This window comes from Chromobacterium amazonense (assembly GCF_001855565.1).
Lineage (GTDB): Bacteria > Pseudomonadota > Gammaproteobacteria > Burkholderiales > Chromobacteriaceae > Chromobacterium > Chromobacterium amazonense.
Map to the genome: position 1 here is coordinate 1 of NZ_MKCR01000017.1, position 10,911 is coordinate 10,911.

16 protein-coding genes and 4 pseudogenes are annotated in these 10,911 nt (G+C 62.9%); 12 read left to right on the forward strand and 8 right to left on the reverse strand.

Translation table 11 applies throughout. The annotated features are described in order from the left end of the window. From BI343_RS20000 to BI343_RS20165, 4 genes are all read left to right on the forward strand, one after another. Nucleotides 1-261: hypothetical protein (locus tag BI343_RS20000; RefSeq protein WP_422614107.1), on the forward strand; the 261-nt coding region annotated here is incomplete at its 5' end. A gap of 114 nt (nucleotides 262-375) precedes the next feature. Next, nucleotides 376-639 carry a hypothetical protein gene (locus BI343_RS09130; protein ID WP_071109470.1) on the forward strand — a complete coding sequence of 88 codons (264 nt, stop codon included), beginning with the start codon at nucleotides 376-378 and terminating at the stop codon, nucleotides 637-639. Nucleotides 640-937: 298 nt separating this feature from the next. Further along, nucleotides 938-1,243 carry a phospholipase D-like domain-containing protein gene (locus BI343_RS20160; RefSeq protein WP_211269408.1) on the forward strand — a complete coding sequence of 102 codons (306 nt, stop codon included), beginning with the start codon at nucleotides 938-940 and terminating at the stop codon, nucleotides 1,241-1,243. Next, the gene (locus BI343_RS20165) at nucleotides 1,236-1,967 is read left to right on the forward strand and encodes a phospholipase D-like domain-containing protein (protein WP_422614108.1); all 732 of its coding nucleotides are present in this window, start codon (nucleotides 1,236-1,238) and stop codon (nucleotides 1,965-1,967) included. The genes BI343_RS20160 and BI343_RS20165 overlap by 8 nt, the downstream gene beginning before the upstream one ends. Nucleotides 1,968-1,973: 6 nt before the next feature. Here the strand turns inward: BI343_RS20165 and BI343_RS09140 are convergent, their stop codons facing one another. Next, nucleotides 1,974-2,327, reverse strand: coding sequence for an Lrp/AsnC family transcriptional regulator (locus BI343_RS09140; protein ID WP_244886606.1), 354 nt, complete (start codon nucleotides 2,325-2,327; stop codon nucleotides 1,974-1,976). A gap of 392 nt (nucleotides 2,328-2,719) precedes the next feature. Between BI343_RS09140 and BI343_RS19615 the strand changes: the two genes are divergently transcribed. After that, nucleotides 2,720-3,118, forward strand: coding sequence for a hypothetical protein (locus BI343_RS19615; RefSeq protein ID WP_071109471.1), 399 nt, complete (start codon nucleotides 2,720-2,722; stop codon nucleotides 3,116-3,118). Nucleotides 3,119-3,546: 428 nt separating this feature from the next. Here BI343_RS19615 and BI343_RS19620 read toward each other — a convergent pair whose 3' ends face one another. From BI343_RS19620 to BI343_RS19630, 3 genes are all read right to left on the reverse strand, one after another. Then, the gene (locus tag BI343_RS19620) at nucleotides 3,547-3,927 is read right to left on the reverse strand and encodes a methyl-accepting chemotaxis protein (RefSeq protein WP_139165690.1); all 381 of its coding nucleotides are present in this window, start codon (nucleotides 3,925-3,927) and stop codon (nucleotides 3,547-3,549) included. A 49-nt stretch (nucleotides 3,928-3,976) separates the two neighbouring features. Continuing rightward, nucleotides 3,977-4,525 (reverse strand): HAMP domain-containing protein, encoded by a 549-nt coding sequence (locus tag BI343_RS20700; protein WP_139165688.1) that lies wholly within the window; start codon nucleotides 4,523-4,525, stop codon nucleotides 3,977-3,979. Nucleotides 4,526-5,062: 537 nt separating this feature from the next. Beyond that, nucleotides 5,063-5,326 carry a hypothetical protein gene (locus BI343_RS19630; RefSeq protein ID WP_139165689.1) on the reverse strand — a complete coding sequence of 88 codons (264 nt, stop codon included), beginning with the start codon at nucleotides 5,324-5,326 and terminating at the stop codon, nucleotides 5,063-5,065. A 451-nt stretch (nucleotides 5,327-5,777) separates the two neighbouring features. Here BI343_RS19630 and BI343_RS09170 point away from each other — a divergent pair. Both BI343_RS09170 and BI343_RS20350 read left to right on the forward strand, forming a co-directional pair. After that, nucleotides 5,778-6,356: pseudogene (locus BI343_RS09170) on the forward strand (IS5 family transposase); the annotation flags it as partial. Nucleotides 6,357-6,437: 81 nt separating this feature from the next. Next, nucleotides 6,438-6,617: pseudogene (locus BI343_RS20350) on the forward strand (transposase); the annotation flags it as partial. Between the two features lie 445 nt (nucleotides 6,618-7,062). Here BI343_RS20350 and BI343_RS19295 read toward each other — a convergent pair. Next, nucleotides 7,063-7,827: an IS5 family transposase gene (locus BI343_RS19295; protein ID WP_339375042.1), complete on the reverse strand. Its 765-nt coding sequence runs from the start codon at nucleotides 7,825-7,827 to the stop codon at nucleotides 7,063-7,065. A gap of 318 nt (nucleotides 7,828-8,145) precedes the next feature. On the opposite strand from BI343_RS19295, the gene BI343_RS20355 reads away from it, so the two are divergent. From BI343_RS20355 to BI343_RS20365, 3 genes are read left to right on the forward strand one after another with little or no spacing between them, the layout of a single operon-like run. Then, entirely contained in the window at nucleotides 8,146-8,808 is a 663-nt protein-coding gene (locus tag BI343_RS20355) for a PDC sensor domain-containing protein (RefSeq protein ID WP_244886609.1), read from the forward strand. Then, a complete protein-coding gene (locus tag BI343_RS20360) occupies nucleotides 8,778-9,200 on the forward strand; it encodes a cache domain-containing protein (RefSeq protein WP_244886610.1) in 423 nt (140 codons plus the stop codon). Before BI343_RS20355 ends, BI343_RS20360 begins: the two co-directional genes overlap by 31 nt. Further along, nucleotides 9,158-9,433, forward strand: coding sequence for a HAMP domain-containing protein (locus BI343_RS20365; protein ID WP_244886611.1), 276 nt, complete (start codon nucleotides 9,158-9,160; stop codon nucleotides 9,431-9,433). The genes BI343_RS20360 and BI343_RS20365 overlap by 43 nt, the downstream gene beginning before the upstream one ends. A gap of 21 nt (nucleotides 9,434-9,454) precedes the next feature. On the opposite strand, the gene BI343_RS20370 is transcribed toward BI343_RS20365, so the two are convergent. Further along, nucleotides 9,455-9,682, reverse strand: a complete 228-nt coding sequence (locus tag BI343_RS20370; RefSeq protein WP_244886614.1) for a hypothetical protein — start codon at nucleotides 9,680-9,682, stop codon at nucleotides 9,455-9,457. Here BI343_RS20370 and BI343_RS20575 point away from each other — a divergent pair. Both BI343_RS20575 and BI343_RS20375 read left to right on the forward strand, forming a co-directional pair. After that, nucleotides 9,609-9,758 (forward strand): annotated as a pseudogene (locus BI343_RS20575) (methyl-accepting chemotaxis protein); the annotation flags it as partial. The gene BI343_RS20370 and the pseudogene BI343_RS20575 sit on opposite strands and share 74 nt — an antisense overlap. Before the next feature lie 115 nt (nucleotides 9,759-9,873). Then, nucleotides 9,874-10,395 (forward strand): methyl-accepting chemotaxis protein, encoded by a 522-nt coding sequence (locus tag BI343_RS20375; RefSeq protein ID WP_422614109.1) that lies wholly within the window; start codon nucleotides 9,874-9,876, stop codon nucleotides 10,393-10,395. Here BI343_RS20375 and BI343_RS20725 read toward each other — a convergent pair. Continuing rightward, a pseudogene (locus tag BI343_RS20725) lies at nucleotides 10,350-10,523 on the reverse strand (hypothetical protein); the annotation flags it as partial. The gene BI343_RS20375 and the pseudogene BI343_RS20725 overlap by 46 nt on opposite strands. 14 nt (nucleotides 10,524-10,537) lie before the next feature. Continuing rightward, nucleotides 10,538-10,873 (reverse strand): LysE family transporter, encoded by a 336-nt coding sequence (locus BI343_RS20175; protein WP_211269410.1) that lies wholly within the window; start codon nucleotides 10,871-10,873, stop codon nucleotides 10,538-10,540. Between the last annotated feature and the right edge of the window lie 38 nt (nucleotides 10,874-10,911).

Genomic DNA, 10,911 nt, shown 5'->3' on the forward strand with positions numbered 1-10,911 from the left:
GCGCCGGCGCGGCAGCGTTTCGTCGCGCGCGGACTGGACTTGGACAGCCTGACCTCCGGCCAGCCGGAAACGCTGGTTTTTTCGGTCGGCGGCGGGGCACCCGCCGCGGTGCGCGTCGGCGAGGGCATCCGGCGAGACGAGGCATTGCGCGGCTTGAACCAGGCTTTGGGGCCGGCCGGCGTGCGTTGCGAACTCGATGACTATGGGCGGCTGGGCTCAGCTGCAGCGAGCGGGACTGGGACAGCCTGCAAGGCGCGCTGACCGTGCGCGGCGGGGGTGTGCGTTTCCCAGGCGGCGTGCCGCAGCCGCTGGCGCTGGAGGCCGAGGGCTCCTGCGATCGATGCCTCGCGCTGGCGGACGGACGATCACGCCCAGGTGCGCCTGGCCTTGCAGGACGTGCTGCGCGCCATCGCCCGGCTGCAGCAAACGCATTCGGCGATTGACGGCGCCATCGCCGAGGCCCGGCAATCGATCAGCCAGCTGTCGCGCACGGAAGAGCAAAGCTGGGCCAGCGGTTTCGTCAGCGACTTCAATGCCCGGCTCAACCAAACCGCCGATTTCAACCATCTGCAGCAACTGGTGCCGGCGCTGCTGGGCATCAGCCGCTACCGGGTGCTGGCGCTGCTTTCGCTTCGTTAACAGGCCGCAGCGGGTCTGTCTTGATGGCTGCCTTTGGGGGCAGCCTTTTTTCATGTCGGGTACATACTCGCTTAACATGGCCATGTCATGATCTGAGATTTTCCGAAGGAAGCCCTCATGTCCAAACGCTGGTGGCCGCTGGCCCTGGCCATGGCAGCCTCGCTGGCCCGCGCCGATTTCTCCATTTCCGGTTTCGAACTGGTGCATACCGCGCCGCAACATGCGCATCTGGATACACCCGATCTGCGCGACCCGGCCACGGTGTGGAGCCATTTGTTCGACGCTGCCAAGCGCGAAATTGTTTGGAACAGTTCTATGGGCCGGGCACGATGGCGGCAAGCTGGATCAGGTGATCGATCATCTGGACGCCGCCGGCCGCCGCGGCGTGAAGATCCGCTTTCTGATGGAAAAGAAGGGCATGTTCGCCAGCGAAGCCTCCACCATAGAACGGCTGAAGCGCATCCCCAATCTGGAATACCGCCAGCTGGACTACAACCAGCTGACCGGCAACGGCATCATCCACGCCAAGTTCATCGTGGTGCGGGCAGTCCGCTTATGTCGGCAGCCAGAACTTCGACTGGCGCTCGCTGCAGCATATCCATGAAACCGGGCTCAAAGTCGATGACGCGGCGATGGCCGGCCGCATGCAGGCCATCTTCGAGCAGGATTGGGCGGCGCAGGCGACGCTTGCCGCCGGCGGAAAGGTCAAGCCGCTGCGGACGGCGGAGCAAGCTGCTGACTTGTCGCAGCCCGCGGCGCTGCTGGCCAGCCCCAACGCCTACAATCCGGACGGCGTCGGCGATTCCGAAGAAGCGCTGCCGCGGCTGATGGCGGAGGCGAAGCGCGAGGTGCGCATCCAGCTGCTGGATTACGCGCCGCTCAGCTTCGGCAAGCCGCGCAGTTACTATCCGATGTTCGACAACGCCATCCGCGGCGCGCTGGCGCGCGGCGTCAAGGTCAAGCTGATGGTGTCGGACTGGAATCTGGAAAAGCCGGGCGTGGACTACTTGAAGAGCCTGGTGGTGCTGCCCGGCATGGAGGTTCGCGTGGTGGCCATTCCGCGCGATGGCACCTGCATCCCGTTCGCCCGCGTCATCCACAGCAAAACCATGGCGATAGACGGCAAGATCGCCTGGGTGGGCACCAGCAACTGGAGCGGCGGCTATATGGACAAATCGCGCAATCTGGAAGTGGTGCTGCGCAACGAGGCGATGGCGCAACGCATCGCCGCCTTGCACGACCAAACCTGGTCTTCGCCGTACGCCGCGCCGCTGGATGTCAGCCGCGCATACCAAGCGCCGGACAAGGCCTGCCGCCAGGCAGGCTAAGGCCGCTCAGCGCGGCGGCCGCACCGGCCGCTCTGCCAGCGGCGTGGACAGAATGGAGGTGCGGGTTTCGCCCAGGTCGTTCAGCTGCGCCAGCATTTCCAGATGGGACACGTCGCGCGCCAAGAGCCTGAATACGTAGGAGTCCACGCCGGTCACATGGTGGCATTCCATCACCTCCGGCATGGCCTCCAGCCGCGCGAGCAGGGTTTTCTTGTCTGGCTGCGGCACGGTGATGCCCACCAGCGCCGACAGCGCGTAACCGGCGCGCAGCGGCGCCACCCGCGCGTGATAGCCCTGGATTACGCCGGCTTCCTCCAGCCGCTTGACCCGTTCCGACACCGCCGGCACCGACAGGCCCACCGCGCTGCGCCAGCTCGGTCAGCGATTGCCGGGCGTTGGCCTGCAGAGCGGTCAATATCGCCCAGGATTTGGCATCGACTTCCATTCGTAAACGCTTTCCCGCTTTTGATGACGTTTTTGAAGGTTAGCATGGTTGATGGCCGAAAAAAACCTCATGGGCCGCCACGCTCCGCGCAGGCAGACTAGGGGCTGTTGACGTTTGGTGAGTGGATCGCATTTGAGCTTCGCCAACCCGCAGGCCGGGCGCTTTTCGCGCCGACTCTTCGTTGTTCCGCGCTGGCAGAGAATGAAATGCGGCGCGCGAAACGCCTCGATTCGTCGTAAAACGCATCCCGGCCGACGCCCCAAACGTCAACAGCCCTAGCAGCATCGCAAATACGAAAGGAGCGGCAATGTTTTGGCAGGCGGCTTGGATAGGCATCGCCATCGCGGCGCCGGTGGGACCGATAGGTTTGCTGTGCATCAGCCGCACCCTGCGCGGCGGTCCGCGGCTGGGCTGGCCACCGGCCTGGCGCGGCGAGCGCCGATGGTTTGTTCGCGCTCTCTGGCGCATGGGGAAGCGTTTCGCCATGCAGCTCGCCGGAGCCTTGGCCGGCCGCTGGGGTGGGCGCTTGCCTGCTGCTGGCTTGGCTTGGCATCGCCACTTGCGCCGGCCCGCCGCAGAAGGACGGATGACGCGAACGGCATCTGGCAAGGCCTACCTCAGCGCCTTGTTGCTAACGCTGGGCAACCCGATGACGATATTGTCTTTCGCCGCGGTCGCCGCCGTTTGTCCGCGGTTTGCGCCTTGACGCCGCGCGGCAACTGGAAATCGTGGCGGCGTGTTTTGCGGTTCGGCCATTGTGGCTGCTGCTGTCCTATGGCGGCGGCGCGCTTTGCTGAGGCTGGGGCCACGCGGCCGGCGCGGGTTGGACTTTGCCTGCGGCCTTGTCTTATTGGGCTTCGCATCGGTTTGGCGCTGCGCATGGCGGGGCGAGGGCATGAAAAAGCCGGCCAGGCCGGGCTCCCAAAGCAGCGGGCGTCGATTACAACTTGAAGTGCCCACCAGTTGCTCCAGTTCGCTGGATAGCTCGCGCAGGCGGCTGACGGCATCGCTGACTTCGCGCACGGTCTGTTATTGCTTTGCGCCATGCCGCTGATGCGCTCCACATTCTGGGCGATTTCCTGGCTGGCGCTGGATTGCTGGCGGGTGGCCGTGGCGATGTCGACAATGCTGGCACTAGCTGGCGATTGTAATTCTGCACTTCGCGCATGGCCTGATTGGTTCTTCGGCGATGCCGACGCTGAGATCGACCTGCTGGCTGCTGTTCTGAACGTCCCCCACCGCCTGGCGCGTTTCGCTGCTGATCGCTTCGACGATGCGAGTGATCTGCACCGTGGCCTCGGCGGTGCGGCCGGCCAGGTTGCGCACTTCGTCCGCCACCACGGCGAAGCCGCGGCCCATTTCACCGGCCCGCGCCGCTTCGATGGCCGCGTTCAGGGCCAGCAGATTGGTCTGGTCGGCGATGTCCTTGATCACGCCGACGATGGTGGTGACCTCATTGGAGCGGTTGCCCAGGCCGCTCATGCGGTCGGCCAGCGCGTGCATGGTGTCGGTCATGCGCTGGATTTCGCCGGTGACGCGGTTGACCTTGGCCACGCTCTGTTCGTCAGTTCGCCGGTTTCGCGGGCGATGCTGCCGGCCTGCTGCGCGGTGTCGGCGATGTGCTGGGCGCCGACGGTGACTGCTGCACGCTGGCGCGCTGGCGGAGCGGCATCGGATTGCTGGGTGGACGCGTCATGCACCTGATTGGCGGAATGGCTGAGCTGGCTAGCGGCGGCCGAAACCTGGCGGCTTTGCTCCGCACCTGGATGAACATGTCGCGCAGACTGTCCAGGAAGCGGTTGAAGGCATAGGCGGTGCGGCCGATCTCGTCGCGGTTGGCGATGGCGATGCGCGAGGTCAGATCGCCGCCGCCGTTGGCCAGTTGCTCCATGGTTTCCGCCAGTTTGATCAGCGGTTTGGTCAGCGTGCGGATCACCACGGTCAGCAACAGCAGGATCAGCGCCAGCGCCGCCACGCCAATGGCGATGGCCGCGAACATCGAGCGCCGGCCTCGGCAGTGATGCGGCGGTGGAATGCTGATGCGATGGACCAGAACTGGCCGGTTTCGCCGACGCGTATGGGGTGGAAGAAATGGGTGAATCCCCGTCCTCATAGACGAAGTCGCTGCCTTTTTTAATGTCGGGCAGGTGGGCGAACAGCGGATCTTCCTTGGCCACCGGCTTGCCCAACAGCTCGGCCTGGGATTGACGACATAGATGCCGCCTTCGGACACGATGCGGACGAAGCCGGTTTCGCGCGGGTGGATGGGCCAAAGCGTTTTGCAGCTGGTCCAGGGCCAGGTCGGTGGCCGAAACGCCGCTCATCTTGCCGCTGGCGTCCTTCATGACCACGGCCAGGGAACTCTCCAGCACCTTTTTGCCTTGCACCTCGTAGGGGTAGGGCTCGGTGATGGTGTCGCGTCCGCGTTGCTTGGCACGTAGTAGAAATCGCCCCAACCCGGCTTTCGTAATCCGGTTGATAGGCTTCAGATGTTCCTTGTATTTGGGAAATTGCTTGACGCGGTCGCTGTCCACCATCACGTCCATCTGCGCCTTGCCCTGAGCATTGCGGGTAATGTAGGGCTGATAGCGGCGGATGGTCATGGCGCGGCCAGTCGAAGCGGAAAGCGTTGTCGTTGCCGTCGAAAGCGTTAGGCTCCCACAGCATCCATAGCCCGATGGATTGCGGCGCGTTGTCCAGCAATTGCATGATCATCGCGTCGGTCTGCTTGCGGTCCGGTTTGCCGGTGCGGCGTATGCCCTCGATGGCGGCCGGCCAGGTGTTTGGGCAGTTGAAAGCCGGCGGTCGAAATCGCTTTCGGCATCCTTGGCGTAGCTGGGGCTTGCTCCGTTGCCAGCTGGTAACCGTTGTCGATGGCTTCGTTGTAATTGAGCTTGGCGATCAGCGTGATCATCACCGCGAACGCTACCGTGATGGCGGCTGCCGCGACCAGGATGATGCGGATGGCCCAGGTGGCCCCATTTCTGCTGCGTCTGACTCATGACCATTACCTGCTAAACCATATGTTGTTCGGGGCTGCGATGGGCTATAAGAGTGGCTAACAAAACTCCTGATGCGGCGTCGCGCCGACTTGCCGTACTCAAGTACTGCCTGCGTCGGCGCGCCTTGAATCAGCCGTGAAAACTGATTTTTGTTAGCCGCTCTAAGGAAGGTCTGAACAAGTCTCCAATCTTCCGTAAACTGACTCCCCCTCAGTCAGATCCAGGACGCCAGCATGCGACAGCAGATGACCTTCACCGATCTCGAACTCGCCGCTAAGAAGAAGCGCACCCGCCGCGAAATCTTTCTGACAGAGATGGATCAGGTCATGCCTTGGGCGCAGCTCGAAGCCGTCCATCGATCCAGTGTATCCCAAGCCTGGCAACGGTCGCCGCCCCTACCCGTTGTCCGCCATGCTGCGCGTCTACTGCCTGCAGCACTGGTACAGCCTGTCCGATCCCGCCATGGAAGAAAGCCTGTACGAGATCGCCTCCATGCGCCAGTTCGCCGGCCTCTCCCTGGACGCCGTCCCGGACGAAACCACCCTGCTGAACTTCCGCCATCTGCTGGAAAAGCACCAGCTGACCCACGCTCTGTTTACCGCCATCCACCAGCATCTCTGCGACAAAGGGCTGATGTTGAAGCAAGGCACCATCGTCGATGCCACCCTGATCCACGCGCCCAGCTCCACCAAAACGCTCAGGGCGAGCCGCGATCCGGACATGCATCAGACCAAGAAGGGCAATCAGTGGTACTTCGGCATGAAGGCCCATATCGGGCGTCGACGCCCCAGTCCGGCTTGGTGCATCACGTGGCCGGCACCCCGCCAATGTGGCGGATGTCACGATGGTCGATCAGTTGTTGCACCGGCGAGGAAATCGATGTGTTTGGCGACGCCGGCTTTGCTGGCGTGCACAAGCCGAGCCGAACACCAATCGCGAGCGGTGCGTTGGTGGATTGCGATGAGGCCCGGCCAGCGCAAAGCGCTGACCGATTCAGCCGACGACCGGCAGATCCAGCTGGGCGAAATGGTCAAAGCCAAGATCGGGCCAAAGTGGAGCATCCGTTTCGGGTCATCAAGCAGCAGTTTGGCTACCTGAAAACACGCTACCGCGGTTTGAAGAAGAACACCGCGCAACTGATGACGCTGGTTTGGGCTGGCCAACATCTGGCTGGCGCGAAAGGCCTTGCTGGCGGCGAGTTAAAAGGCCGGATGCCGGAAGCACCGGTCATCCTCATGGCGGGCGATCTGGAATTGGTGGTGTAATGCAACCGAAGCCCCGCGAGAAATTGCATTTCTGTTTGCGTGGCAGGTTGTTCAGGACCTTCCCTAACCGTCTTTCCGCTTTTCTCCAAAGGGATTGCCGATAAAAGCGGATACCGGTATATTTAAACCAAATAAGAAGAACTACTTAGGGAAGGTCTGAACAACCTGCCACGCAAACAGAAATGCAATTTCTCGCGGGGCTTCGGTTGCATTTCACCCACCAATTCCAGATCGCCCGCCATGAGGATGACCGGGTGCTTCCGGTCATCCGGCCTTTTAACTCGCCGCCAGCAAGGCCTTTCCGCGCCAGCCAGATGTTGGCCAGCCCCAACAGCGTCGATCAGTTGCGCGGTGTTCTTCTTCAAACCGCGGTAGCGTGTTTTTCAGGTAGCCAAACTGCTGCTTGATGACCCGAAACGGATGCTCCACTTTGGCCCGAATCTTGCTTTGACCATTTCGCCCAGCTGGATCTGCCGGTCGTCGGCTGAATCGGTCAGCGCTTTGCGCTGGCCGGGCCTCATCGCAATCCACCAACGCACCGCTCGCGATTGTGTTCGGCTCGCTTGTGCACGCCAGCAAAGCCGGCGTCGCCAAACACATCGATTTCCTCGCCGTGCAACAACTGATCGACCATCGTGACATCCGCCACATTGCGGGGGTGCGGCCACGTGATGCACCAAGCCGGACTGGGCGTCGACGCCGATATGGGCTTCATGCCGAAGTACCACTGATTGCCTTCTTGGTTTGATGCATGTCCGGATCGCGCTCGCCTGAGCGTTTTTGGTGGAGCTGGGCGCGTGGATCAGGGTGGCATCGACGATGGTGCCTTGCTTCAACATCAGCCTTTGTCGAGGATGCTGGTGGATGGCGGTAAACAGAGCGTGGGTCAGCTGGTGCTTTTCCAGCAGATGGCGGAAGTTCAGCAGGGTGGTTTCGTCCGGGACGGCGTCCAGGGAGAGGCCGGCGAACTGGCGCATGGAGGCGATCTCGTACAGGCTTTCTTCCATGGCGGGATCGGACAGGCTGTACCAGTGCTGCAGGCAGTAGACGGCAGCATGGCGGACAACGGGTAGGGCGGCGACCGTTGCCAGGCTTGGGATACACTGGATCGATGACGGCTTCGAGCTGCGCCCAAGGCATGACCTGATCCATCTCTGTCAGAAAGATTTCGCGGCGGGTGCGCTTCTTCTTAGCGGCGAGTTCGAGATCGGTGAAGGTCATCTGCTGTCGCATGCTGGCGTCCTGGATCTGACTGAGGGGAGTCAGTTTACGGGAAGATTGGAGACTTGTTCAGACCTTCCTTAGAGCGGCTAACAAAAATCAGTTTCACGGCTGATTCAAGGCGCGCCGACGCAGGCAGTACTTGAGTACGGCAAGTCGGCGCGACGCCGCATCAGGAGTTTTGTTAGCCACTCTTATAGCCCATCGCAGCCCCCGAACAACATATGGTTTAGCAGGTAATGGTCATGAGTCAGACGCAGCAGAAATGGGGCCACCTGGGCATCCGCATCATCCTGGTCGCGGCAGCCGCCATCACGGTAGCGTTCGCGGTGATGATCACGCTGATCGCCAAGCTCAATTACAACGAAGCCATCGACAACGGTTACCAGCTGGCAACGGAGCAAGCCGCCAGCTACGCCAAGGATGCCGAAAGCGATTTCGACCGCGGCTTTCAACTGCCCAAACACCTGGCCGGCGCCATCGAGGGCATACGCCGCACCGGCAAACCGGACCGCAAGCAGACCGACGCGATGATCATGCAATTGCTGGACAACGCGCCGCAATCCATCGGGCTATGGATGCTGTGGGAGCCTAACGCTTTCGACGGCAACGACAACGCTTTCCGCTTCGACTGGCCGCGCCATGACCCATCCGGCCGCTATCAGCCCTACATTACCCGCAATGCTCAGGGCAAGGCGCAGATGGACGTGATGGTGGACAGCGACCGCGTCAAGCAATTTCCCAAATACAAGGAACATCCTGAAGCCTATCAACCGGATTACGAAAAGCCGGGTTGGGGCGATTTCTACTACGTGCCCAAGCAACGCGGACGCGACACATCACCGAGCCCTACCCCTACGAGGTGCAAGGCAAAAAGGTGCTGGAGAGTTCCCTGGCCGTGGTCATGAAGGACGCCAGCGGCAAGATGAGCGGCGTTTCGGCCACCGACCTGGCCCTGGACCAGCTGCAAAAACGCTTTGGCCCCATCCACCCGCGCGAAACCGGCTTCGTCCGCATCGTGTCCGAAGGCGGCATCTATGTCGTCAATCCCCAGGCCGAGCTGTTGGGCAAGCCGGTGGCCAAGGAAGATCCGCTGTTCGCCCACCTGCCCGACATTAAAAAAGGCAGCGACTTCGTCTATGAGGACGGGGATTCACCCATTTCTTCCACCCCATACGCGTCGGCGAAACCGGCCAGTTCTGGTCCATCGGCATCAGCATTCCCACCGCCGCCATCACTGCCGAGGCCCGGCGCTCGATGTTCGCGGCCATCGCCATTGGCGTGGCGGCGCTGGCGCTGATCCTGCTGTTGCTGACCGTGGTGATCCGCACGCTGACCAAACCGCTGATCAAACTGGCGGAAACCATGGAGCAACTGGCCAACGGCGGCGGCGATCTGACCTCGCGCATCGCCATCGCCAACCGCGACGAGATCGGCCGCACCGCCTATGCCTTCAACCGCTTCCTGGACAGTCTGCGCGACATGTTCATCCAGGTGCGGGAGCAAAGCCGCCAGGTTTTCGGCCGCCGCTAGCCAGCTCAGCCATTCCGCCAATCAGGTGCATGACGCGTCCACCCAGCAATCCGATGCCGCCTCCGCCAGCGCCGCCAGCGTGCAGCAGGTCACCGTCGGCGCCCAGCACATCGCCGACACCGCGCAGCAGGCCGGCAGCATCGCCCGCGAAACCGGCGAACTGACCGAACAGAGCGTGGCCAAGGTCAACCGCGTCACCGGCGAAATCCAGCGCATGACCGACACCATGCACGCGCTGGCCGACCGCATGAGCGGCCTGGGCAACCGCTCCAATGAGGTCACCACCATCGTCGGCGTGATCAAGGACATCGCCGACCAGACCAATCTGCTGGCCCTGAACGCGGCCATCGAAGCGGCGCGGGCCGGTGAAATGGGCCGCGGCTTCCGCCGTGGTGGCGGACGAAGTGCGCAACCTGGCCGGCCGCACCGCCGAGGCCACGGTGCAGATCACTCGCATCGTCGAAGCGATCAGCAGCGAAACGCGCCAGGCGGTGGGGGACGTTCAGAACAGCAGCCAGCAGGTCGATCTCAGCGTCGGCATCGCCGAAGAAGCCAATCAGGCCATGCGCGAAGTGCAGAATTACAATCGCCAGCTAGTGGCCAGCATTGTCGACATCGCCACGGCCACCCGCCAGCAATCCAGCGCCAGCCAGGAAATCGCCCAGAATGTGGAGCGCATCAGCGGCATGGCGCAAAGCAATAAACCGTGCGCGAAGTCAGCGATGCCGTCAGCCGCCTGCGCGAGCTATCCAGCGAACTGGAGCAACTGGTGGGGCACTTCAAGTTGTAATCGACGCCCGCTGCTTTGGGAGCCCGGCCTGGCCGGGCTTTTTCATTGCCCTCGCCCCGCCATGCGCAGCGCCAAACCGATGGCGAAGCCCAATAAGACAAGGCCGCAGGCAAAGTCCAACCCGCGCCGGCCGCGTGGCCCCAGCCTCAGCAAAAGCGCGCCGCCGCCATAGGACAGCAGCAGCCACCACATGGCCGAACCGCAAAACACGCCCGCCACGATTTCCAGTTGCCGCGCGGCGTCAAGGCGCAAACCGCCGGACAAAGCGGCGGCGACCGCGGCGAAAGACAATATCGTCATCGGGTTGCCCAGCGTTAGCAACAAGGCGCTGGGTAGGCCTTGCCCAGATGCCGTTCCGCGTCATCCCGTCCTTCTGCGGCGGGCCGGCGCAAGGTGGCGATGCCAAGCCAAGCCAGCAGCAGGCAAGCCGCCCACCCCAGCGGCCGGGCCAAGGCTCCGGCGAGCTGCATGGCGAAACCGCTTCCCCATGCGCCAGAGAGCGCGAACAAACCATCGGCGCTCGCCGCGCCCAGGCCGGTGGCCAGCCCCAGCCGCGGACCGCCGCGCAGGGTGCGGCTGATGCACAGCAAACCTATCGGTCCCACCGGCGCCGCGATGGCGATGCCTATCCAAGCCGCCTGCCAAAACATTGCCGCCTCCTTTCGTATTTGCGATGCTGCTAGGGGCT

Excerpts from the sequence above, each read along its gene's own strand:
- BI343_RS19615 (WP_071109471.1), top strand. The coding sequence starts at position 2,720 with ATGTTTTGGCAGGCGGCTTGGATAGGCATCGCCATCGCGGCGCCGGTG.
- BI343_RS19620 (WP_139165690.1), bottom strand. The coding sequence starts at position 3,927 with ATGACCGACACCATGCACGCGCTGGCCGACCGCATGAGCGGCCTGGGC.
- BI343_RS20700 (WP_139165688.1), bottom strand. The coding sequence starts at position 4,525 with ATGAGGACGGGGATTCACCCATTTCTTCCACCCCATACGCGTCGGCGA.
- BI343_RS19630 (WP_139165689.1), bottom strand. The coding sequence starts at position 5,326 with ATGATCACGCTGATCGCCAAGCTCAATTACAACGAAGCCATCGACAAC.
- BI343_RS20355 (WP_244886609.1), top strand. The coding sequence starts at position 8,146 with ATGAGTCAGACGCAGCAGAAATGGGGCCACCTGGGCATCCGCATCATC.
- BI343_RS20365 (WP_244886611.1), top strand. The coding sequence starts at position 9,158 with ATGTTCGCGGCCATCGCCATTGGCGTGGCGGCGCTGGCGCTGATCCTG.
- BI343_RS20370 (WP_244886614.1), bottom strand. The coding sequence starts at position 9,682 with ATGCGGTCGGCCAGCGCGTGCATGGTGTCGGTCATGCGCTGGATTTCG.
- BI343_RS20175 (WP_211269410.1), bottom strand. The coding sequence starts at position 10,873 with ATGTTTTGGCAGGCGGCTTGGATAGGCATCGCCATCGCGGCGCCGGTG.